We start from the raw sequence: 20,879 nt of genomic DNA, 5'->3' as shown, positions 1-20,879 counted from the left end.
ACTCGGAGAGATGAAGTGTGCGCTACTGACGAGTAATAAGACTCCACTTTAGATCTCATGGAGAACGCGAGAGGAGATGAAGAGTACCCAACTACGTTAACTCGTTTCTAACTTACTAAATGGAGAAGAAGGTCAGATTGTCAGATGGTCTGGATGAGGTATACTCACTGGTCTCCCGCTTTCGATCCAAATAATTTTAAAACCGTAACTAAGTAAGTCGGTTGGTAATAATGTTCAAGGACAAGGACTTTCTTATCGTGGAATATACAGGTAGAATAAAGGATACAGGTGAGGTAATAGATACGACCTCCGAAGAGGAGGCTAAGAAAGCCAACATATATGATTCGGATAGGAGATACGTCCCGCAGTTAGTCATACTAGGGGAACATAGGCTGATAAAGGGTCTAGAGGAAGTCCTATACTCTTTAGACCCAGATCAGGAGAAAGAGGTCGAGATACCTCCTGAGAACGCCTACGGAACTAGGGACCCATCAAAAGTAAAGATCGTGTCGCTAGGGGAACTGAGGAAACAAGGTATAACGCCTTATCCTAATATGCCTGTTCGATTTTCTGACGGCACTTACGGTACCGTCAAAAGTGTCACTGGAGGAAGAGTCCTAATAGATATGAACCACCCTTTAGCCGGCAGGTCTCTAATATATAAGATCAAGGTAGTTAAGGTCTTAAATGACGAGAAGGAGAAGATAGATGCCCTATTAGATAGGTGGTTCAGTAGGAAATACATGCCTGCTTTTGAGTTAAGTGAGGATAAGAAGAGTCTGAAAGTAACAATTCCAAAGGAGCTCTTCCTATTGGAAGATTTACAGACGAGGAAGTTACTCTTCGCGAAAGACGTGATAACGTACGTCCTACCGGAGGACTGTTCCATTATTTATCAGGAAATCTATAATAAGTCGATTTTCACTCAATAACTCCAGTATCTCTTGCTATTTTTTCCGCGGAAGACCAAGTGAGACCTCTATCTCCTAGGATTGTATACCTCTCTGGTCTTATTGTATGAGAAATAGTTAACGCTTTGATCACTGTTTCAGCTGGGATACCTAGCTCTGAAGCCTTCACTGGGGCCCCTATCCTTTCTAGTGCCTTTCTTATTTCTCTCCAGTTTATTCCATGAATATAAGCCATCAGTATAGTTCCTAAGCCTACGAGCTCTCCATGCATGGCCACGTTGGGTGCAAGGAGATCCACGGCATGTGCAAAGAGATGCTCAGATCCGCTGGCAGGTCTAGTGCTACCTGCCATCCCCATTGCTACTCCGCTACTTATTAGTGCCTCTGTGAGCAGTCTGACGCTATATTTCAGGTCCCTGTTCATGATCTTAGTACAATTGAGTGCGTGTTTTGCTGAGAGAAGAGCAAGGGATGCTGTGTAATCTCCATAGTACTCGCCGGTCAATTTCGCAGCTAACCTCCAGTCTCTCACCGCAACTATTTTGCCTATAGTATCTCCGATGCCAGCGTTTATTAACCTCCTGGGAGCAGACGATAGAACGTTTATATCAGCCACGATAGCGAAGGGCGTCTTGGCCTTCACCGATACTGGCTTTCCTAATCCCTTTATTGAGGCAAAAGGAGACGTTATACCGTCGTGCGAGGGTGCTGTTGGGACACTCAGGAAGTTTATGTTAAGCTTGTATGCTACGTACTTGCTCACATCTATCACTTTTCCTCCTCCTACTCCCAGAATAAATCTAGGCTTAACCCTCTTGGCAATCTCTTCAACTCTGTTCACCTCATCCACACTGGAGTCGCTTATTTCAGTGATTTCAACATCCCCTACCTCCGCCACTCCCTTGATTACATCGTTTATCACGAGCTTCCTTACGTTAGGGCCCGTAACCGTTAGGAGAGGCCCTGTAACGTTCAACTGAAGGAGATATTCCTTAAGCTTCCCTATGATTCCATTACCGACATAGATTCTCTTCGGAAGATCAATGATATGCTCCTGAATCTCCATAGTATGTAAGAAGATTTAAATATAAAAAGAGTTAGCTATCCCTATAGCTTTCTTTGTTTTGGTGAAGTTAAGTGTCCAATTTTAGGCTAGGAATAATATCGTCCATATACAATGGCCTTCCTAAAGAGGCCCAAATAACTAGGATAGAGTTTGAGGGCCCTGAGATAGCAGTGTATGTCAAGAATCCATCGATTCTAAACGATAAAATGGACGTTATCAGGAACATAGCCAAGCAGATCAAGAAGAGGATAGTCATAAAGGCTGATAGTAGCATAAGGAAAGACCAGAAGGAGACAGTTGAAATAATAAAGAGTTCTGTCCCCCAAGAGGCTCAGATCTCAGACGTAAAGTTCGATGAGGAGCTGGGCGAGGTTCTCATCAAGGCCAAAAAGCCAGGGTTAGTCATAGGAAAGAGGGGGCTCATACAACAGAAAATATTTATGGAGACGTATTGGAGACCTATAATCATCAGGGAACCGCCTATTAAGTCTAGAACTGTAGAAGGCGTCCTAACTCATATCTACAATGAGACTGAATACAGAGCTAAGATATTGAAGGTCTTCGGAGAGAGAATACATAGGGAGATCATTTTTAAGGATAGATACGTTAGGATTACTGCACTTGGAGCGTTCCAGGAGGTCGGTAGGTCAGCTGTGCTGGTTGAGACCCCCGAGAGCAGAGTCCTTCTAGACGTAGGAGTAAACCCGAGTGTTAATTCTGGGGAGAGAATGTTTCCTAAGCTCGACATAGACCAACTGAGACTGGAGGACTTAGACGCCGTGGTCCTGACTCATGCCCATCTGGATCATAGCGGAATGATACCTTTTCTCTTCAAATACGGTTATGAGGGCCCTGTTTATGCGACACAACCAACAAGGGACATAATGGCGTTAATGCAACTGGACATGCTGGACATCTCAGAGAAGGAGGGAAGACCTCTACCCTACTCTGCCAAGGAGGTGAGGAAGGAGCTTCTCCACACAATCACGCTAGACTATGAAGAAGTGACCGACATAGCCCCAGACATAAGACTAACCTTCTATAACGCAGGTCACATAATAGGCTCAGCCATGGCCCATCTACATATAGGGGATGGTACTCATAATCTAGTTTATACTGGTGATTTCAAGTATGCTAGAACTAGACTCCTAGACAGGGCAGTGGCAGAGTTTCCTAGGGTTGATACTCTAATCATGGAGACAACCTATGGAGCACAGGGCCAAACAAACAGGGAGGAGTCAGAAAAGCAACTTATAGACGTCATAAATAAGACCATCAACAGGGGAGGAAAAGTTCTGATTCCTGTGCTTGCTGTGGGGAGAGGGCAGGAGATAATGTTGGTCATAAACGACGCCATGAAGAGGAAGTTAATTCCCGAGATTCCAGTTTATGTTACCGGACTGTTTGATGAAGTTACTGCTATACATACTGCATATCCGGAATGGTTGGGTAAAGAGGTGAGGGACTCGATCCTTTTCAGGGACGAAAACCCCTTCACTTCGGATTACTTTAAGAGGATAGAGGGATTTAGGGAAGATATAGCACAAGGTGAACCTAGCATCATTCTGGCAACTTCTGGTATGCTCAACGGAGGACCGGCTGTGGAATTCTTTAAGTATTTGGCGCCAGACCCAAAGAACTCGTTAGTATTCGTGAGCTATCAGGCTGAAGGTACTCTAGGTAGGAAAGTAAGGGACGGTGCAAAGGAAATCCAGGTTGTAGGTAGAGACGGAAGAGTTGAGAGCATTAAGGTAAACTTAGAGCACACTCCAATAGATGGGTTTTCAGGTCATTCCGACAGGAGGCAGCTTCTGAAATTCTTGGAAGATATGGTCCCCAAGCCTAGGAATATAATACTTAATCATGGCGAGTCGTCAGCCATAAGGGCCTTTAGCAAGGTTCTTGAGAATCCCAGGGAGAGGGATAGGCTAGGGATAAGGAGTAGTAACATCTATGCACCTTCCATCTTAGATAGCCTAAGAGTGGCATGAGTTCAGCGTACTCAAACTCTTCGACTACAGCTGCGGTTCATCTTAAATAATAACGCAAAGACAGGAATACGTTTGTAAAAGAAACCTCCATATGTTACGGGATGATGAGCCGTGTTTCAGCTGAACGGATGAGGATGAAATTATTGCTGATCTATATTTTATATCTATTTGAAAGTACGTTGAAGAAATTATTCCTGGATCTCTATCTACGGACCATGAAAATTTCTTAGGCCGGTAGCGAGATTTCACGTTAGACATAACTAGAATATGGGCCCGCTGGGATTTGAACCCAGGACCTCCGCTGTGTCAGAGCGGCATCCTAACCAGGCTAGACGACGGGCCCCCTCATCCTTACATTCCTAATGACTTAAAAAATTTAGGATCGAAGCGTGGTGAAGAACATCATGGCAACAAACATCAAATGTCCATAGATTCCTAAGGCCCATGGCATTCTACACAAAACTTTTATCCGTTCCCTTTCTAACATTTACCACGACCCGCCGTAGCTCAGCCCGGTTTAGAGCGCCCGGCTGTAGATTGGCGCTGGTGGTGACCGGGTGGTCCGGGGTTCAAGTCCCCGCGGCGGGACTTCATAGACACTCTTATACTGCGTTCCTTATCCACTTAATTTATAAACATGTAGGAGACCTAACTCTTGAACAGGTGTATCGCATGGCTGAGACCGCACATAAGTTGCTCGCTGAGTCGTTAGGTAACTTAGTTCTAGTAAAACTTAAAGGGAACAAGGAAGTGAGAGGTCTTCTCAAGAGTTACGATCAACACATGAATTTGGTTCTTTCAGATTCTGAGGAGATACAGAGCGACGGTGGCGGAAAGAAGATGGGTACGATAGTTATAAGAGGAGATAACGTTATTCTAATCTCGCCAATCCAACAATAAAACGTGATGAGAAATGAAGGGAACTCCTTCCTTCGGTAAGATGAATAGGGGTGCCTCTCACATACGATGTAGAAGGTGTGGGAGGAACGCCTATAACCCCAACAAGCATAAATGTGCTGCCTGCGGCTTCGGTAAGTCCAAAAAGCTAAAGAGGTATAGTTGGCAAAACAAGAAGATTAACGGGGTCAGGCTAAGGTAATGTTTGGCTGGAGTTGGCACATAGAGTGGCAGTCCCCCTACGAATTTCACGGTCATCATATAGAACAAGTAGTTCAAGACGTAGTAACTAAATATCAGCGAGTCATGGTTGCCTACCTTTCCAGGTTCGGAAAGTCTCTCATAATAGATGGAAAGGTGCAATCTACAGTTTCTGACGAGTATATCTATCATGAGACGTTGGTTCATCCTCTCCTGATAACCCTTAAAGCTCCGAGGGACGTTCTAATCTTGGGAGGAGGAGAAGGTGCTACCCTCAGAGAAGTACTGAGGCACAACTCCATAAAGAGAGCAGTCATGGTAGATATAGATCAGAAAGTTGTTGATTTCGCTAAACAGTACCTGAAGGAATGGCATCAAGGTGCCTTTGATGATGCTAGGGCTGAAGTGATCATAGATGATGCACGAAACTATGTAGAGAACTCCCAGAATAAGTTCGATGCGGTAATACTCGACCTCACGGATCCAATAAGCGGTAACTCCTCATATAAACTTTACACTAAGGAGTTCTATGAAAGTATTAGAAAAATATTGAGGCCAGGCGGCGGAGTGGTCACGCAGGCGACTTCTCCTTCCTTTAGCCTCGAGACGTTTTCAGGAATCTTCAATACATTTAGGAATGTCTTTCCTCACGTAAGTGCATCTGTGACCTACGTTCCCTCCTTTGATGGTCTTTGGGGCTTCGTATACGGCACGGAAGAGTCTTCACCTAACCTACTTACTCCAGCTCAGGTGGATGATAGACTGAGAGATAGGGTCACAGTTAGCTTGAAGTTCTACGATGGGGAGACACATTCTGCGTTGTTTAACATCCCTAAACATATTAGGGATAGAATCCTCAATGAAACGAGGGTATCAACGGAGCAAACTCCTATTACTGTTCCAGCGTAGTTTTTAAGGCTCTAAGCTCAACTTATTACTGCCGGGGTGCCCGAGCGGACCAAGGGGGTAGGCTCGAGACCTTTCCAGCGAAACGGTGAGCGACCTACTGCCCCTATGGGGCACGCGGGTTCGAATCCCGTCCCCGGCGCGCACTTTAGCTTTTTAAGGTCATAAAGGATGATTACTTGTGCGGGGGTGCCCGAGCATGGTCAAAGGGGGTAGGCTCAGGACCTCAAGTGAGATCCCTACTGGCGTAGGCCTGCGCGGGTTCAAGTCCCGCCCCCCGCATTAATACACTATCTATAAGGCCATGTCTCGATTTAGAGAGAATTGCCACGAGACGATTTCTTTTCCCACTATCGTACTGGTCGAATTAACATCTATCGGGTGAACCACTTTCGCTAAATCCGTTAAAAACTCTTAGTCGTTCTTTATAAAAGAATGGGTTCAAAGGAGCGGAAAACCTCGCCTCCCTGTGGTAGACCCAAAATCACTTCTCTAAAATAAGTCAGAATTAAATCGAAATAATTCTGATAATTCAACCCCATGGATGCCCAGATGATCTGTTATCTTCTTAATGCAGCAGTTATTAGACCGCAGTTGTGGGATTTTTCCTTAGTTAGCGCCCTGTAATCAAGGTAAAATCTGATAACTGCTGTATTAGATTTTGCCTTGACTTCAAGGCTACACCTAACGAGAAATCCCATAACTACTGCTTAATGAAAAGTGAGGTCACGAGGAATTAGAATGCCCACACGCCCTTGAAGGTCACGAGGACAGAGCAGGAGGGCATGCAAGCGTGAAGGTGAGGAACCTGAAGCGCCACTTGGCGAAACTCATGAGGGGCGGGAAGGCCCTGATTCTTAGGAGGTCTGTGGTGGTCCTGACCTCGCCGTGGAGCTTGAGGACCTCCCAAGGGAGGTCGGTGGCCCTGGCCACTCGGGTTTTCCTCTCCACGGGACGGCCGTGGACCAGGAGCCTGGAGCTCACCTGCTCCTCCGCCTCATGCCTCCCGCCCTTGGTCGTGTACTCTCAGTGTTTACCCGTGGCGTAACTTCTCCTTATTTTTAATTACTTAATTACTTTTAATTCCGCCACGGGCACCCCTCTTAAGGGATCATACACGGTCACCCCCAGATCATTGGGGCTAGTCCAGGGAAACTTCAATACCCTCCCATCCGATTTTTCACCCCCCCCAAACCTCGTGAGCAGTGCCCGTCATCAGTTAGGGAGATCATCAATAAAGTACTCAATGGCAATACCATATAAACATAACTCAAATCAAAACGATATTTATAAAATTAAAAATAACGGGTAGTTACGTAAAAGAGTTACAGTCTCGCGGTAGACCTTCACATCCCCGACTAGGACTACGAGGACTTAGTTAACTAAGACGTGGTGAAGTATCTCGATGCTGTAGAACCCGGCGTCTAGGATCACGAGTCTGACCTCCAGGGAGAGGATCGTTCCATGAGTGACCTCACCCTCCCTCGCCTCCCCACGTGTCTCACCACAGCCAGCAGGTCTCTCTCCTCACCTGGTCACGGTCGTGGCGTAGTTCCAGGGACGCAGTTCTCCCAGCCCCTGAGGCTCTCCACGTACTTACCCAGAACTTCACGCCCGTCCAGTCCAGTGACACTTGGACCTCCTTGACCCCACGCAGTCTCACTCTCACCTCCCTAGTCCTCCTCAGCATCTCTTCGGCCACAACCTTCCCCGCGTAGTTCCTCACGGTCTGGGGCGAGATCAGAGCCCAGCCACCTCCCTCGCCTTCCCAGAAAGTTCAGGTAAGACTCTATCTTACCTGCAGTAACACCGAAGTTCTCGGCGGGGGATCGATCATATTACCCCCCCCCCGTTCTGTTCATGAGTAAAACGACACCTCCCCCGTCTTCAACCCCCCGTTTGTTCACAATTGAAATTCCAGATCAAATATTTTTAGGAGAGAGATTTTGGGTCTATCGTCAGGGAGGAGGTCTGTCACCTATGATATTCATTAACTATTGCGAGAGGAGAAAATCGATTAAAAGATTCCGGCGTTATCCATTCCCCCCACGATGCGGGATTTCAACCTCCTTAACCCCCCACGCAAGATAACTGTATAGACAAGATACTATAGTGCTGGAGGTGCGGGGGACGGGATTCGAACCCGCGCAGGTCTACACCAGCGGATCTCCTATCCAGATCTTAAGTCCGCCCCCTTTGACCAGGCTCGGGCACCCCCGCACGTAAATCTTCGAAAGCCACCTTATAGGTTTATCTTAATGGGACTTCAAGACGCGACTATCCATGGAATGGATACTCCCTATATCCTGCATTAAGTGGAGTCTGTGCGGAGCTAGGAAGTAGAAAGCGCAGTCCGTGAGGTCGGGGTAGATCATCCCAACCAAGTTACTCCCTGTCTGAAATAGAGACGGAAAATTTAATTAATGAACAGTTCACAATAGCGTGGATTTGTTATGGTTACACATTCTAAGGGCAATAGGACTAGAGGTAGGAAGATATTAAGGAAATCTCCCAGAGAGAGAGGTGCCGTCCCATCGCTGAGCAAACTCATGAGGGAATACAGAGAAGGAGACAAGGTATCGATAAAAATTAACCCATCTGTTCACAGCGGCATGCCACACAGGAGATATCAAGGAAAGACAGGAGTTATTTTGGGTGTAAGAGGCAAGTCATACGAGGTGAAGGTAAAGCTAGGTGACAAAGAGAAGATACTCGTCATCAGACCAGAACACTTAGCCCCCGTCCTGGCGTAAAGTGATTTTTATGCCTTCCATTCAGGTAATAGAGGAGGAGTTCGTCCCATATTCTGTCGCAAAAAAGATTCTTGGAGAAGTGATATCTTCGGGTATATCTTCCTCAGTGCTTCAGAAGACCTTCGAGTATCTTAATTCCTTGGAGAAGTGCAGTGCAGAGAACGCTATAAAGCTCATGGAGGAGATCTCTTCCATAATTCAGAAGCCTGAAGTGAAGGCAATGATCAGTAGCCTCTGTCCAGAAACGCCAGACGAAGTTAGGGCGATCTCTATTTTGGAGGGAAGGAACCTGACTCAGGAGGAGGTACAAAAAATTATAGAGGCAGTGAAAAGGTACAAGAATAACTAGTTGTTTTTAATAAGTTAAAAACACAATCATCATTGTGGCACTATGAGTAAGAGAGGGCCCAGAGAGAGGTTCGTGTATGTGCTGGACTATCTGAAGGATGGGAATCCTCTGGATAGGCATTCGTGGCATAGAAATAAGCCCCTATTACAGCTCATAGGGGAGGATCACTTCATTTTGATGGAAGCATATCCTTATAGAGAACTCTTTCAATTGGAAGAGAGAGTGGATAGGGACTCCGATCCCACTTCCCTGAAAGTGGACGTTCTCATCAACTACGAGGATCTCACTACAGTAGCTAGAGATACCTTGCTCAGGGTACTTAATAAAATAGTGAGTGAAAAAGAAAAATTCTTTGTGGATTTCTTCAATAAAGCTGACTCTCTCACACTAAAGCTCCATGCCCTCGAGCTTCTCCCAAACATAGGGAAGAAAACCGCGTGGAGCATAATAGAGGAGAGGAAAAAGAAGCCTTTCACGAGTTTCAAGGAAATAGAGGAGAGGGTAGGCCTCAAGGATGTGAAGGAAATTATAGTCCAAAGGATTATCATTGAGATAAAGAGGGAGGACAAGTACTTCCTTTTCGTATATCCCTCTGAAACCGATAAGAAAACTGCGGACCAGAAATATATAGGCTATCTTGATAAGATCAAGCAGAGTACATGAGGTTCTCCCAGAACTTTTTAGTAGATCAAGAAGTAGCCGAGAAGATATCTCTCCTTATAGACAAGAAGATCAGACCCATAATAGAGGTAGGATGCGGTAAAGGCTTTCTGAGCGAGGTGATAAACCCTGATATATGCATTGAGATCGATCCTAGATTACTGGTATACCTAGGAAATTATAACCCAATTCATGGAGATGGAAGGAGGATGCCGGTAGTTAGGGGGCAGGTAGTCTCATCCTTACCTTACTCCATAACTTTCGACTTTTTTGAAGAGATAGTGAAACTTGATGGCGTGAAGAGGTTGGTCTTAGTCCTTCAGGAGGACTTTACGAGGAAGGTTATGGAATACCCCACGTACATCTCTTTTTTGCTTAACTATTATTATTCCATTAGAAGAGAATTCCTGATACCTCCCTCATCATTTAAGCCTCCCCCCAAAGTTCTCTCCTCCCTATTAATCTTGGAGAGGGTTAGACCATTTGACTCTATTATTAACGAAAAACTGAAATGTATATCAAGGTACAGGAACAAGACTGTTAGGAGGGCTGGTGAACTCTGCGGATTGGTCTCCACAGAGACGAGGAGGATCAGAGACTTCAAGCCTCAAATGGTTGGAGAGTTACTGAATTCCTTGGGGTTAAACTCTGTATGAGCGACCAGGTCTATGAACCAGCCGAGGATTCAGAACTGTTAGCTTCCATCCTGAGAGTAGTTCCTGGCGAGAGAGTGATAGATGTTGGATCCGGGACTGGGATTCTCGGAATCTTGGCCGCAAAGATGGGCGGTCAAACCATTTCTGTAGACATTAATCCCTTCGCCTCGGTAGCTACTCTCTGTTCTTCCAACCTAAATAACGTTCACGTCAATGTGATTAACTGTGACCTGTTAAGTTGCATTAGGAAAGTAAGATTTGACGTTGCCATTTTTAATCCCCCATATCTCCCTGTAGACGAAAAGCAGGAATGGATAGGCTACAGTTGGTCTGGGGGTGCGGGTGGTGTAGTGGAAATGGAGAGGTTCTTGAGCCAAATTGAGGCTAAACGAATTTACCTCGTCTATTCCAGTTTCACTGATGAAGATGCTCTTTTAACCACGATCAAGAGTAGGAGATTGGAAGTGACGAACTCAAGGGAATTAGTAAAGGGTTACGAGGTACTGAAGGCGGTGGAGTTAGTTGATAAGAGTAGTTCTCGTGGAACCTGAAGGAGAATATAACGTAGGTTTTATTGCGCGTCTCTGTAGAAACTTTGACGTAAAGGAACTCTACATAGTTAGGCCTAAGTGCGATTTGGAACAGGCAAAGAACTTCTCTGCAAAAGGTCTCGAATATCTGTCTAAGGCCAAGATAGTCAACAACTTAAATGAAGCACTGCAGGGCGTAGACGTCTCCCTCTCTACCTCCAGCATTGCAGACTCCCAAGGCGACATGCTAAGGAAGTCCGTGACCCCGGAAGAGGCGGCCAAGGCCTTTGGGGACAGACATGTCGCTTTGGTCTTTGGGAGGGAGAGCGTGGGGCTCACTAGAGAAGAAATAGAAATGACCGATTTTTTAGTGCACATACCGGCTACCCCAGACTATCCCGTCCTTAATCTTTCTCACGCTGTTGGGATATTACTATATGAATTCTGGAAACTGAGAAGGAAAGAAACTAGACCTAAGGTCTCTCAGGATAGTGTTATGTTGATAGAAAAGTATGTCAGGACCGTATATGAGCACGTTAAGAGATCAGAAGGAGACTTAGACATGTACGTTGCCCTGAGGAGAGTCTTACTCAGGGGTATTCAAGACGAGGAGGAAGCTAGGGCCGTGATTAGATTCCTTAGGAAGACCTATATGAGACTCATTCATGAGGAGGAATGAGTTTTTATACCGACTCGAGAAGATCTCTGCTTGACATGTCGTCTAAATCCAGCGGCAAGCAAAGCTCATCAGCAATTAGAGATAAGTGGAAAATGAAGAAGTGGTTCACCATACTGTCTCCCAAAATCTTTGGCGAAGTGTCCCTAGGATCAACGCCAGCATTTGACGCCTCTCAGGCCATGAATAGAAAAGTGGAGACCACACTTTACGATCTAACTGGAGACTTTAGCACGGTATATGTTCACCTTTACTTTAAGGTCAGTAGGAATGAGGGGGACAAGCTGTTTACAAGGTTTGCTGGACATGAGTTATCGAGGGATTATGTGCGATCGTTAGTTAGGAGGAAGAGTTCGAAGATAAACAAAGTTATAGATGTAACTACGAAGGACGGTTATGTTATAAGGGTCAAGGGTTTGGCCCTCACAGCGTACAGAGTTCACAGGGCTCAAGCCACAGAAATAAGGAGAATAATGGAGGAAATGATGAGAAAGAGTGCTGAAGTCCATACGTTCAACGAGTTCGTCCAAGAGATGATATTTGGCAAGCTGGCTAACGATATTTTTAACGAGGCCAAAAAGATAGCCCCCCTCAGGAAGGCAGAGATAGAGAAATCTAAAGTCCTCTCGATCCCAGAGAAAGAGGCGGAGGAGGTAAAGCAGCCTATTGAGGGTAGTGCTCCTAGCGGCGGGTAAAGGAGAGAGACTAGAACCTATAACCCACACTAGACCGAAGCCCTTCGTCCCCATTTTAGGAAGTTCTTTGATAGAGAGGACAATTAGGATCGTGAAGGATGTAATCAATGATGCAAAGATATCCGTGGTTGTTTCTAAAGGGTCTGATGAAGGCGGGGAAGAGTATGGTAAGTTCTTTTCAAGGCTCGAGGGTCTCGAGATAGTAGAACAGGGAGAGAGAAGGGGAACCGGAGGCGCTCTTTCCTACGTTAAACCCTCTAGCGAAGATGTGTTGGTGATATACGGCGATGTGGTTGTGGAAAGGGAGGCCCTAGAGAAACTAGTTATACATGAGGGCAATGCAATGTTAGGTGTTTGGGTCAAGGATCCCACAAAGTACGGTTCGCTTCTCGTGGACTCAGAAGGTTATCTTCAAGCCATTTTGGAGAAGAGTCCTAATCCCCCATCAAGTTTGATTAACGGAGGTGTGTACAAGCTTTCTTCCTCAATCTTCTCTTATGTAGATGGGCTTCAAGTCTCACCTAGAGGGGAGTACGAATTAACCGACGCTGTGATGAAAATGGCGAAACAGGAGAAAATTAAGGTTATTGAACATCGAGGGGACTGGGTTGATATCGGCAGACCTTGGGATCTCTTGGAGGCAAACGTGAAGGCTCTGAATAAGGAGAAAGGTAAAATAGAGGGCGAAATAGAGGATGGGGTGAGAATAGTCGGAAAAGTAATAGTTGAGGAAGGCGCTAAAGTACTCTCAGGTACCAGGATAGAAGGTCCAGCCTATATAGGGAGGGGGTCTACTGTAGGGCCCAACTCCTACGTCAGACCTTACACTGTATTAGTGGAGAATGTAAAGGTGGGCTCTTTTGTGGAGGTCAAAGAATCAGTGATAATGGAGAATACCAAGATCCCTCACCTCAGCTACATAGGAGATAGCGTGATTTGTGAAGATGTGAATTTCGGGGCCGGAACTCTAGTTGCGAACCTGAGATTCGATGAAAAGGAAGTATACATGATCGTTAAGGGAGTGAGAGAAAATACCGGCAGGAAAAAGATGGGCACCGTGGTTGGAGGACATGTCAGGACTGGGATAAATGTTTCAATTCTTCCAGGAGTAAAGATAGGCGCATATGCGAGAGTATATCCAGGGGCTGTAGTAAACAGGGATGTGGGTAAAGGAGAACTCTTCAAGGCCTAGCGGTGGACGACACTATCTTTATCACGTCGTTATCTTGAAGTAAGTATTCTTCTCCGACTCTCATCCTCCTTTTGGCGTCGATGGCGTAAAGGAAACCTCTACCTAGATCCGTGTGGATAGCTAGGGCAAGATCTTTTGGGGTAGAACCCTTCTCCATGAGGAAGACATCGGGAAGAACATCCCCGTCTCTGTTTGTGAATTTCCTTTCGTCCTCCACTGGATATACTGCTATCATCTCTAGTGCCGAGAAGACAGCCTCATTTAGCGCATCCTGTACTCCTGTTGTGCCATAAACGTCTAATACGTTTGTCTTTATGTAATTCATCGCCTTCGTTTGTCTTTCGTCAAGTCTCTTCAGAATAGTGAAGTTAGCTTCACCTGGTACGTAATCTATAATTCCTGACCTAGAGGCTCTGCGGAGGGCCAACTCCGATTCTGCACTGACTGGGACTACATGTTTAAACTTGGATTGAAGCCTCTTTATGTTGTCCCTGGATACTGGCAAGTCGGACTTGTTCGCCGCTATGACTATCGGTTTAGAGACCACTCTTAGAGTGTGGCTAAACTTCCTAAGACCCTCTTCTCCCCAATGCATCAATTTTACGTTTTCTAGACTGCTGAGTTTTAGCGCTTTAATTATATGCCTTCTATTAACGGAAACTCCAGACATCTTGGATAGAAGCGCTTCAACCATATCTTTACCGCTTAAATCGGTGGTCCTAGCGAACTTCTCCCAGTCTTTCTTTATTATGGACAGGAACCACTCGTCTAGCTCCGTCTCAATAAAAGCCAAATCCTCCTCAGGATTCCTACTTCCTGGAGGTACTGGTTGTCCTTCCTCGTTTGTGGATCCACTAGCGTCAATGACGTGGATAAGTACATCAGCTTTCCTCAAGTCATCGAGAAATTTGTTACCGAGCCCTCTCCCCTCATGTGCTCCAGGTATTAACCCAGCTACATCTATGAGTCTCACGGGAATGAACCTGAAGTCCTTAATACAAAGCGAATTCTTCGGATTACACTTCACCCCCAGCTCCACATGAACACATTTCTTCTTGGCGTAGGCTATTCCTACATTAGGCTCGATGGTAACGAAAGGCCTGTTCGCTATCTCTACGTCCATTAGGGTGGCGGCAGCAAAGAAGGTACTCTTACCGACGTTTGTCTTGCCTATTAGGCCTACACTTATCATTACTTGATCACTGAATAGAGGCACCGTTCAGTTTTTTAAGTAGTCGGCTTCTAGCATTATGGGATGAGTGAACAATGGTCGCTTCTGCCTATCAGCTGATGGCGGAAACCTGGAGGAGTGAGGATTGGAAAAAGGATGTACTGAGAAACAGGCTAATAGAATGGAGGAAACAACATACTGTTACTAGAATAGAGAAACCTACTAGGTTAGATAAAGCTAGATCTTTGGGGTACAAGGCTAAACAAGGATTTATTGTTGTGAGGGTGAAGGTTACTAGGGGAGGGAGGGAGAAACCTAGACCCAACAGTGGAAGAAGACCAAAGAGGATGGGCGTCTACGGGTTCTCTCCAGCTAAGAGTCTTCAACTAATAGCTGAAGAAAAGGCTGCAAGGAAATATCCAAATATGCAAGTTTTAGGTAGTTACTATGTCGCAGAGGACGGACTATACAAGTACTTTGAAGTAATTTTAGTGGATCCCAATCACCCAGTTATAGCGTCAGATCCAGCATACAAGTGGCTCAGAGATCCCGCTAACACTAGGAGAGTATTCAGAGGTCTTACGTCAGCAGGGAAGAGGGCTAGAGGCCTGCTTAAATCCAGAGGGCTTAAGGGAACCCAGCACTACAAGATAGTGAAGAAGAAGAGGGAGAGAATTCAAAAGAAGAGGCACGAGGCCTCAAAGTATTATAGACTGCAGAACTACGATAGAATACCAGGAAAGTAGGTGTCATGAAGGTACAGAGACTGTCCGTGTCGACCTTCTGCTATGCTACGGAAGATGAGGAAAAGATAAGGAAGGCCCTTGCTGACCTTTTAGGGGAAACTTATCAAGGTGTCGAATTTCATAAGGAAGAGCTCTCTGGTCATTACGGCGATCCCATAATTGCTCTAAGGGTGGAGTTAGGAGGAGAGCGTGCAACTAACGCGACAAAGGCAATAATCAAGAGGATGGAAGTAGCAGACCTGATTTTCATGATTTCCACAATGCCCAACAGAGTAGAGGGGAGCAAAATCTATCTCAGGATAGATAAACAGGCACTTTTGTCGAGTAATAGGGTCTTTCTAAAGGACGGTGAAGACGTGGTCAAGCTAATTATAAGCATTAAGGGATCTAAGGAGAGATTTATGGAGGAACTGAAGGAGATTGTTAGTAGAAACATGTCTGCGAAATGAGGCCCTGATCCCCATACTGAAGAAAATAGGCTATTCATCGTTTCTGATCGAGGGAGGGGGAGCTGTTGCAACAATAGGTAGGATCACGTTGACTGCAGAGAAGTATCCACATGGGGAGATAGATAAGGCCTTTAGCAGGGGACATCTGGTCTTCTTCAGACCTAACTCTAGGGATAGTCTCATCAAGGTCATAAACGATGAAAGAGTGTGTTGTATCGTGCTCGATAATACGAATCTCCATCTATACAAGAGACCTCTGGTCAGACTTATGGTCAGGAAGGGAAAATTTGTTGAGGTTTGGCTCCGCTCCTCATCGCACGAAGTGGTTAGGAGGGCAATAGAGTTAGGAAACCGTGGGCTTAAGACCGTTTTCTCGAGCTGTCCTTCTAAAATATCTGAAGTTTGGAGCCCGATCTCCAAGCTTAACTATTTGCTAATCTTAGGAGCATCGTCACCGTTAGCCCTAACGTGGATATACAGTTTCCCTTTGGAGCTGTATAGAAATGCTTCAGCTAATTATTGATATCTTATTAATTGTATGGCTTGTGACGCTAACCTACCTATCATTTCGTAGAAAGAGTGAGGAGCTAAAACCCAAGGTTCCTAGACTAACCCTGAGAAAGAACAAAAAAAGGTACATCGTATTTAAGGTCTTGTCGGATCATGATGACATCAACGTTCAGGACATGGAAAAACAGATAAGAATGGCCCTACAGGAGCTCTTGGGTAAGGTCTGGCTCGATATATCTAACCCTAGGGTCGTGATCTATGATCCGGGAAGGATGAGCGGAATAATCTCCACTAACCGTCTAGGTTATAAGGCAGTCTTAGCAGCTCTTCCTTTCGTCAAGTCCGTTGAGGATAAGGAGATTCTTCTAGTCCCCGTTAGGACCACCGGAAGTTTAAAAAAGGCCAAACACCTCATGAGACAATAGATGATGACGCCGCTCCAGACTGTATTATGATGTTCTCTGCGACGATCTGATTCGTTTATGACACTTTTATTAGCCTGTAGCCATCGTAATAGTCTGAGGAAAAATGGCTTTTGGACCAGCAGCCATGGGATACGATAGGGCTATCACGATCTTTTCCCCAGATGGGTCGCTTTATCAAGTCGACTATGCCTTTGAGGCCGTTAAGAAGGGATGGACCACCCTCGGAGTTAAGACTAAGAGTGCAGTAGTTATTATAGGCGAAAAGAAGAAGGCGTCCCAACTGCTCGATGTGGATAGTATAGAGAAGGTGTATCTTCTTGATGACCATGTCGGCTGTAGCTTCGCAGGTTTGGCGTCTGATGGAAGGATCTTAATAGATTATGCCAGGAATTCCTCACTACAACATAGACTAGTCTACGATGAACCGATAAGCATAGACTACCTCACTAAGTTAATATCGGACGTTAAACAGATGTACACTCAGCACGGAGGAGTTAGACCTTTTGGTGTGGCCCTCATAGTAGGGGGAGTCGACAGAGGAGTGACCAAGCTCTTCATGACTGAACCCAGTGGGCAGTTTATGCCCTATCAGGCTGTAGCGATAGGTCAGGGAGGCTATAGTGCCACTGAGTACTTAGAGAAGAACTATAGAGAGGACCTTAATGTCGAGGAAACAGTCATGTTAGCACTCAATTCACTTAAAGCTACTCTGAAACCTGGAGAGAAGCTGAGTCCGAGCAACGTCGAAGTAGGATATGCCACGAGGGACACAGGACTATTTAGGAAAATGAGTTTAGAGGAGAGGACGAGTTACCTCCAGAAATTAGGGTGATAAAAATATATGGGGCCAAAGGACTACGTGGTGGCCAAGTACGAAAGTCACGGAGAGAGGTTTGAAATTCTTGTTAAACCAAAGGAAGCAATGGCCCTAAGACAGGGAAAGAGTATTTCGATATCGGACATCGTTGTGTCAGACACCATATATAAGGACGTTAAGAAGGGCCTAAAGGCTTCTCCTTCTTCTCTTAAGAAGGTCTTTGGGACCACAGACTTTGAGGCAATATCAAGGGAGATAATACTCAAGGGCGAAATACCAGTGACAGCTGAGCAAAGGAAAGAGATCTTAGAGAATAAGAGAAAGCAGATAATAGATTTCATACATAGGAACGCTGTAGATCCAAAGACTAACTTACCAATACCCCCTTCCAGATTAGAGATGGCGTTAGAGCAAACCAAGGTTCAAATAGACATAAACAAGGATATAGAGTCTCAAGCCCTGCAAATCATTCACGAGCTCACCAAGATAATTCCAATCAAGATCGCCAAGGCATTACTGGAAATCAGGGTTTCACAGAAATATGCTGGGAGAGTTAGACAACAGCTACAGTCTTTGGGGAACGTGAAGAAATCAAATTGGTTAGCCGATGGAACCCTCATAGCCGAAATCGAGATCCCAGCAGGAGCTCAGCAGGATGTTATAGATAAGTTAAACTCTATAACTAAAGGAGAAATAGAGGTCAGAGTAATTCAAGTGAAGTGAAATGTCGGGAAATAATAATAAAATCTATCTCCAGTCTAGATCCATCGTCGCTCCTGGGGATCTCATAGCCGAAGGTAACTTTCAAATACCGTGGTCTCCCTACATCATAAAACAGGGAAACAAGTACTACTCTTCTGTACTTGGACTATTGGAAGTTAGAGAGTCTACCTTTGAGGTCATTCCCCTGGAGGGTTCGTTCTATTACCCTAAGGTCGGAGACACCGTTGTAGGATTAGTGGAGGACGTGGAACTGTACGGCTGGATGACTGACATCAAGGCACCATACTCTGCATATCTGCCTGCATCCTCGCTCTTGGGTAGACCGGCCAATGTAGGAGAGGACCTGAGGAGATACATAGATGTAGGTGATTATATCATAGCGAAGGTAGATAGTTTCGATAGAACTACTGATCCGGTGTTGTCGGTAAAGGGTAAGGGGCTTGGGAGAGTATCTTCAGGGATAGTAATAGATATCATGCCAGTAAAAGTTCCTAGAGTAGTAGGAAAGGGGAAGAGTATGTTGGAGATGCTGATTTCAGAAACTGGTTGCGAGATATTAGTTGCTCAAAATGGAAGAGTTTGGGCTAACTGTCCTTCTAAGGAGAAAGAGAATATACTCATAATGGCTATAAGAACAATTGAGAAGGAGTCCCATACCAAGGGTTTGACTGATAGAATTAAAAAACTGATCCGTGAAGCATTGGGTGATAAGAATGTTGCAAGTCCAGAAGCCTAGATTGATCCTTGAGGACGGCAGAAGACTTGACGGCAGGAGACCAGACGAATTAAGACCAATGAAGATAGAGATAGGGGTTCTCAAGAACGCAGATGGATCTTCTTTGGTAGAGGTAGGAAACACGAAAATAATAGCTGCTGTGTACGGCCCTAGGGAAATGCATCCGAGACATTTGGCCCTCCCCAACAGAGCGGTTCTGAGAGTAAGGTACCACATGACGCCGTTCTCTACCGATGAGAGGAAAAGTCCTGCACCGAGTCGAAGGGAAATAGAGTTATCAAAGGTTATTAGAGAGGCTTTGGAGTCCTCCATATTGGTTGAACAATTTCCTAGGTCCTCCATAGATATCTTCATGGAGGTGATACAAGCGGATGCAGGAACTAGGTTAGCGTCACTCATGGCAGCCTCGTTGGCGGTGGTTGATGCTGGTATACCAGTTAGAGATATAATAGCTGCAGTTGCTGTTGGAAAAGCTGATGGAGTTATAGTCCTTGACCTTAATGAACCAGAGGATATGTGGGGAGAAGCTGATATGCCTGTGGCAATGATGCCCTCATTGGGCCAGATCACGCTCATTCAACTAAATGGTCATATGTCTAGGGAAGAATTCAAGCAAGCACTAGACTTAGCATACAAGGGAATTAACACGATATACAACCTAGAGAAAGACGTACTTAGGAGCAGACTGTCAGAGCTTAAGGAGGAGGGTGTGTAGATGTCTGTTACACCATCAAACGAGAACGTAATTCCGCTCATAAAGAAAGAGAGTATAGTAAGTCTGCTTGAAAAGGGAACTAGAACTGATGGCAGAAAATTCACGGACTACAGACCAATTTCTATTACGTTAGGGTACGCCAAGAAGGCCGACGGCTCTGCACTAGTGAGATTGGGAGACACCACCGTACTCGCTGGGGTAAAGATTGAGGAGGACGAACCGTATCCAGATACTCCAGCCCAAGGAAATCTGGTAGTGAACGCAGAGCTCCTTCCTCTGGCGTATGAGACCTTCGAGCCGGGCCCACCAGATGAAAACGCCATAGAGCTCTCTAGGGTTGTAGATAGGAGCCTAAGAGACTCAAAATCGATAGATCTATCCTCTCTCGTAATAGAGGAGGGGAAAAGGGTGTGGACCGTGTGGGTGGACATTTCAGTCCTAGATTATGGAGGTAATGTGCTTGACGCTTGTACCTTGGCAGCAGTAGCTGCACTTTACGATACCAAATTACCTAAGGTCGTTAAGGAGGATGGATCTGTAAAAATAAACAAGGAGGAGAAAGTAGTCTCATTTCCACTCAAGTATCCGGTCGTTACAGTCACTGTGGCTAAAATAGGTAAGTTCTTAGTAATAGATCCAGACCTGGAAGAAGAAGGTATTATGGACGCCAAGATATCGTTCTCTTACATTAATGATGGTCATATAGTCGGAATACAGAAGAGCGGTGAAGGTAGCTTCTCATCTCAGGAAGTCGAAGCAGCAGAATCCATGGCATCCCTTACGAGCCAGAGGCTATTCGAAGAGCTTAAAAAGTACGTTTCGATCGTTTCAGGTGACAACAGATGACAGGTAATAAGAGGTCGAAGATTGCCGGCAGGTTCGGAGCCAGATATGGCTCCTCTTTGAGGAAGAAGTGGAGCGAAATAATGGAAAAGAGGTATAGCGATCACTTATGTCCAGTGTGTAAGACAAAAGGGAAGGTTTACAGGATAGCCTCAGGCGTATGGCAATGTAGAAAGTGCGGGAGTAAGTGGGCAGGTGCGGCTTACACACCAAGTTGAGGTAATCCTCACTAGTTCAAGAGATCCCTCCACAAGAGTTAGG

The 20,879-nt window shown here is 45.5% G+C and carries 27 protein-coding genes and 5 tRNA genes; 26 read left to right on the top strand and 6 right to left on the bottom strand.

From position 1 onward, the window contains the following. Positions 1–230: 230 nt before the first annotated feature. Complete coding sequence (locus METMK1DRAFT_RS09815; RefSeq protein WP_009073551.1) at positions 231–932, top strand: FKBP-type peptidyl-prolyl cis-trans isomerase; 702 nt, start codon at positions 231–233, stop codon at positions 930–932. On the opposite strand, the gene METMK1DRAFT_RS09810 is transcribed toward METMK1DRAFT_RS09815, so the two are convergent. Then, positions 922–1,977: an NAD(P)-dependent glycerol-1-phosphate dehydrogenase gene (locus METMK1DRAFT_RS09810; RefSeq protein ID WP_009073549.1), complete on the bottom strand. Its 1,056-nt coding sequence runs from the start codon at positions 1,975–1,977 to the stop codon at positions 922–924. The two genes, METMK1DRAFT_RS09815 and METMK1DRAFT_RS09810, sit on opposite strands and share 11 nt — an antisense overlap. 71 nt (positions 1,978–2,048) lie before the next feature. On the opposite strand from METMK1DRAFT_RS09810, the gene METMK1DRAFT_RS09805 reads away from it, so the two are divergent. After that, on the top strand, positions 2,049–3,968 hold the full coding sequence (locus METMK1DRAFT_RS09805) for a beta-CASP ribonuclease aCPSF1 (RefSeq protein ID WP_009073548.1): 1,920 nt from the start codon (positions 2,049–2,051) through the stop codon (positions 3,966–3,968). 268 nt (positions 3,969–4,236) lie between these two features. On the opposite strand, the gene METMK1DRAFT_RS09800 is transcribed toward METMK1DRAFT_RS09805, so the two are convergent. After that, positions 4,237–4,311: transfer RNA gene (locus METMK1DRAFT_RS09800), tRNA-Val, on the bottom strand. 153 nt (positions 4,312–4,464) lie between these two features. On the opposite strand from METMK1DRAFT_RS09800, the gene METMK1DRAFT_RS09795 reads away from it, so the two are divergent. The 6 genes from METMK1DRAFT_RS09795 (at position 4,465) to METMK1DRAFT_RS09770 (ending at position 6,254) form a co-directional block, all read left to right on the top strand. Continuing rightward, positions 4,465–4,556, top strand: a tRNA-Tyr gene (locus METMK1DRAFT_RS09795). 84 nt (positions 4,557–4,640) lie between these two features. Then, entirely contained in the window at positions 4,641–4,868 is a 228-nt protein-coding gene (locus METMK1DRAFT_RS09790) for an LSM domain-containing protein (protein ID WP_048087929.1), read from the top strand. A 13-nt stretch (positions 4,869–4,881) separates the two neighbouring features. Continuing rightward, positions 4,882–5,067 (top strand): 50S ribosomal protein L37e, encoded by a 186-nt coding sequence (locus METMK1DRAFT_RS09785; protein ID WP_009073544.1) that lies wholly within the window; start codon positions 4,882–4,884, stop codon positions 5,065–5,067. Next, positions 5,067–5,975, top strand: coding sequence for a polyamine aminopropyltransferase (speE, locus tag METMK1DRAFT_RS09780; RefSeq protein WP_009073542.1), 909 nt, complete (start codon positions 5,067–5,069; stop codon positions 5,973–5,975). The genes METMK1DRAFT_RS09785 and speE overlap by 1 nt, the downstream gene beginning before the upstream one ends. Before the next feature lie 30 nt (positions 5,976–6,005). Next, positions 6,006–6,114, top strand: a tRNA-Ser gene (locus METMK1DRAFT_RS09775). 41 nt (positions 6,115–6,155) lie between these two features. After that, a tRNA-Leu gene (locus METMK1DRAFT_RS09770) sits at positions 6,156–6,254 on the top strand. A 480-nt stretch (positions 6,255–6,734) separates the two neighbouring features. On the opposite strand, the gene METMK1DRAFT_RS17765 is transcribed toward METMK1DRAFT_RS09770, so the two are convergent. The 3 genes from METMK1DRAFT_RS17765 to METMK1DRAFT_RS09755 all read right to left on the bottom strand — a co-directional run bounded on the left by METMK1DRAFT_RS17765 (position 6,735) and on the right by METMK1DRAFT_RS09755 (position 8,192). Then, positions 6,735–6,956: a hypothetical protein gene (locus METMK1DRAFT_RS17765; protein ID WP_155812395.1), complete on the bottom strand. Its 222-nt coding sequence runs from the start codon at positions 6,954–6,956 to the stop codon at positions 6,735–6,737. Between the two features lie 517 nt (positions 6,957–7,473). Continuing rightward, on the bottom strand, positions 7,474–7,698 hold the full coding sequence (locus METMK1DRAFT_RS09760; RefSeq protein WP_009073539.1) for a hypothetical protein: 225 nt from the start codon (positions 7,696–7,698) through the stop codon (positions 7,474–7,476). A 396-nt stretch (positions 7,699–8,094) separates the two neighbouring features. After that, a tRNA-Leu gene (locus METMK1DRAFT_RS09755) sits at positions 8,095–8,192 on the bottom strand. Between the two features lie 233 nt (positions 8,193–8,425). Here METMK1DRAFT_RS09755 and METMK1DRAFT_RS09750 point away from each other — a divergent pair. From METMK1DRAFT_RS09750 to spn, 8 genes are read left to right on the top strand one after another with little or no spacing between them, the layout of a single operon-like run. Continuing rightward, entirely contained in the window at positions 8,426–8,725 is a 300-nt protein-coding gene (locus tag METMK1DRAFT_RS09750) for a 50S ribosomal protein L21e (protein WP_009073538.1), read from the top strand. A 10-nt stretch (positions 8,726–8,735) separates the two neighbouring features. Beyond that, a complete protein-coding gene (locus tag METMK1DRAFT_RS09745; protein ID WP_009073536.1) occupies positions 8,736–9,074 on the top strand; it encodes a DNA-directed RNA polymerase subunit F in 339 nt (112 codons plus the stop codon). Positions 9,075–9,116: 42 nt separating this feature from the next. Continuing rightward, positions 9,117–9,737 carry a DUF655 domain-containing protein gene (locus METMK1DRAFT_RS09740; RefSeq protein ID WP_009073534.1) on the top strand — a complete coding sequence of 207 codons (621 nt, stop codon included), beginning with the start codon at positions 9,117–9,119 and terminating at the stop codon, positions 9,735–9,737. Beyond that, the gene (locus METMK1DRAFT_RS09735) at positions 9,734–10,390 is read left to right on the top strand and encodes a 16S ribosomal RNA methyltransferase A (protein WP_009073532.1); all 657 of its coding nucleotides are present in this window, start codon (positions 9,734–9,736) and stop codon (positions 10,388–10,390) included. Before METMK1DRAFT_RS09740 ends, METMK1DRAFT_RS09735 begins: the two co-directional genes overlap by 4 nt. After that, on the top strand, positions 10,387–10,941 hold the full coding sequence (locus METMK1DRAFT_RS09730; protein ID WP_009073530.1) for a HemK2/MTQ2 family protein methyltransferase: 555 nt from the start codon (positions 10,387–10,389) through the stop codon (positions 10,939–10,941). Before METMK1DRAFT_RS09735 ends, METMK1DRAFT_RS09730 begins: the two co-directional genes overlap by 4 nt. After that, positions 10,913–11,599 carry a tRNA (cytidine-2'-O-)-methyltransferase TrmJ gene (trmJ, locus tag METMK1DRAFT_RS09725; protein ID WP_009073528.1) on the top strand — a complete coding sequence of 229 codons (687 nt, stop codon included), beginning with the start codon at positions 10,913–10,915 and terminating at the stop codon, positions 11,597–11,599. Before METMK1DRAFT_RS09730 ends, trmJ begins: the two co-directional genes overlap by 29 nt. A 35-nt stretch (positions 11,600–11,634) precedes the next feature. Beyond that, entirely contained in the window at positions 11,635–12,291 is a 657-nt protein-coding gene (locus METMK1DRAFT_RS09720) for a 30S ribosomal protein S3ae (RefSeq protein ID WP_048087800.1), read from the top strand. Then, the gene (gene spn, locus METMK1DRAFT_RS09715) at positions 12,263–13,483 is read left to right on the top strand and encodes a bifunctional sugar-1-phosphate nucleotidylyltransferase/acetyltransferase (RefSeq protein WP_009073523.1); all 1,221 of its coding nucleotides are present in this window, start codon (positions 12,263–12,265) and stop codon (positions 13,481–13,483) included. The genes METMK1DRAFT_RS09720 and spn overlap by 29 nt, the downstream gene beginning before the upstream one ends. On the opposite strand, the gene METMK1DRAFT_RS09710 is transcribed toward spn, so the two are convergent. Continuing rightward, the gene (locus METMK1DRAFT_RS09710) at positions 13,473–14,675 is read right to left on the bottom strand and encodes a redox-regulated ATPase YchF (protein ID WP_009073522.1); all 1,203 of its coding nucleotides are present in this window, start codon (positions 14,673–14,675) and stop codon (positions 13,473–13,475) included. The two genes, spn and METMK1DRAFT_RS09710, sit on opposite strands and share 11 nt — an antisense overlap. Before the next feature lie 74 nt (positions 14,676–14,749). Here METMK1DRAFT_RS09710 and METMK1DRAFT_RS09705 point away from each other — a divergent pair, with 74 nt between their 5' ends. The 10 genes from METMK1DRAFT_RS09705 (at position 14,750) to METMK1DRAFT_RS09660 (ending at position 20,836) form a co-directional block, all read left to right on the top strand. Next, on the top strand, positions 14,750–15,400 hold the full coding sequence (locus METMK1DRAFT_RS09705) for a 50S ribosomal protein L15e (RefSeq protein ID WP_009073520.1): 651 nt from the start codon (positions 14,750–14,752) through the stop codon (positions 15,398–15,400). Positions 15,401–15,405: 5 nt separating this feature from the next. Next, positions 15,406–15,849 (top strand): RNA-binding domain-containing protein, encoded by a 444-nt coding sequence (locus METMK1DRAFT_RS09700; RefSeq protein ID WP_009073518.1) that lies wholly within the window; start codon positions 15,406–15,408, stop codon positions 15,847–15,849. After that, on the top strand, positions 15,821–16,372 hold the full coding sequence (locus tag METMK1DRAFT_RS09695; RefSeq protein WP_009073516.1) for an RNase P/RNase MRP subunit p30: 552 nt from the start codon (positions 15,821–15,823) through the stop codon (positions 16,370–16,372). The genes METMK1DRAFT_RS09700 and METMK1DRAFT_RS09695 overlap by 29 nt, the downstream gene beginning before the upstream one ends. Next, positions 16,347–16,784, top strand: coding sequence for an Rpp14/Pop5 family protein (locus METMK1DRAFT_RS09690; RefSeq protein ID WP_155812394.1), 438 nt, complete (start codon positions 16,347–16,349; stop codon positions 16,782–16,784). Before METMK1DRAFT_RS09695 ends, METMK1DRAFT_RS09690 begins: the two co-directional genes overlap by 26 nt. A gap of 103 nt (positions 16,785–16,887) precedes the next feature. Continuing rightward, entirely contained in the window at positions 16,888–17,616 is a 729-nt protein-coding gene (psmA, locus tag METMK1DRAFT_RS09685) for an archaeal proteasome endopeptidase complex subunit alpha (RefSeq protein WP_009073511.1), read from the top strand. Positions 17,617–17,625: 9 nt separating this feature from the next. Beyond that, positions 17,626–18,324 carry a ribosome assembly factor SBDS gene (locus tag METMK1DRAFT_RS09680; RefSeq protein ID WP_009073509.1) on the top strand — a complete coding sequence of 233 codons (699 nt, stop codon included), beginning with the start codon at positions 17,626–17,628 and terminating at the stop codon, positions 18,322–18,324. 1 nt (position 18,325) lies between these two features. Beyond that, entirely contained in the window at positions 18,326–19,060 is a 735-nt protein-coding gene (gene rrp4, locus METMK1DRAFT_RS09675; protein ID WP_009073507.1) for an exosome complex RNA-binding protein Rrp4, read from the top strand. After that, positions 19,038–19,775 (top strand): exosome complex exonuclease Rrp41, encoded by a 738-nt coding sequence (gene rrp41, locus METMK1DRAFT_RS09670; RefSeq protein WP_009073505.1) that lies wholly within the window; start codon positions 19,038–19,040, stop codon positions 19,773–19,775. The genes rrp4 and rrp41 overlap by 23 nt, the downstream gene beginning before the upstream one ends. Further along, positions 19,776–20,621: an exosome complex protein Rrp42 gene (gene rrp42, locus METMK1DRAFT_RS09665; RefSeq protein ID WP_009073503.1), complete on the top strand. Its 846-nt coding sequence runs from the start codon at positions 19,776–19,778 to the stop codon at positions 20,619–20,621. Continuing rightward, positions 20,618–20,836: a 50S ribosomal protein L37ae gene (locus METMK1DRAFT_RS09660; RefSeq protein ID WP_009073501.1), complete on the top strand. Its 219-nt coding sequence runs from the start codon at positions 20,618–20,620 to the stop codon at positions 20,834–20,836. The genes rrp42 and METMK1DRAFT_RS09660 overlap by 4 nt, the downstream gene beginning before the upstream one ends. The last annotated feature ends 43 nt before the right edge of the window (positions 20,837–20,879 follow it).

This window comes from Metallosphaera yellowstonensis MK1 (assembly GCF_000243315.1).
In the GTDB taxonomy this organism is placed as follows: Archaea; Thermoproteota; Thermoprotei_A; order Sulfolobales; family Sulfolobaceae; genus Metallosphaera; species Metallosphaera yellowstonensis.
Note: the sequence above shows the minus strand (reverse complement) of the source record. Positions and strands in the feature narration are given on the sequence as shown.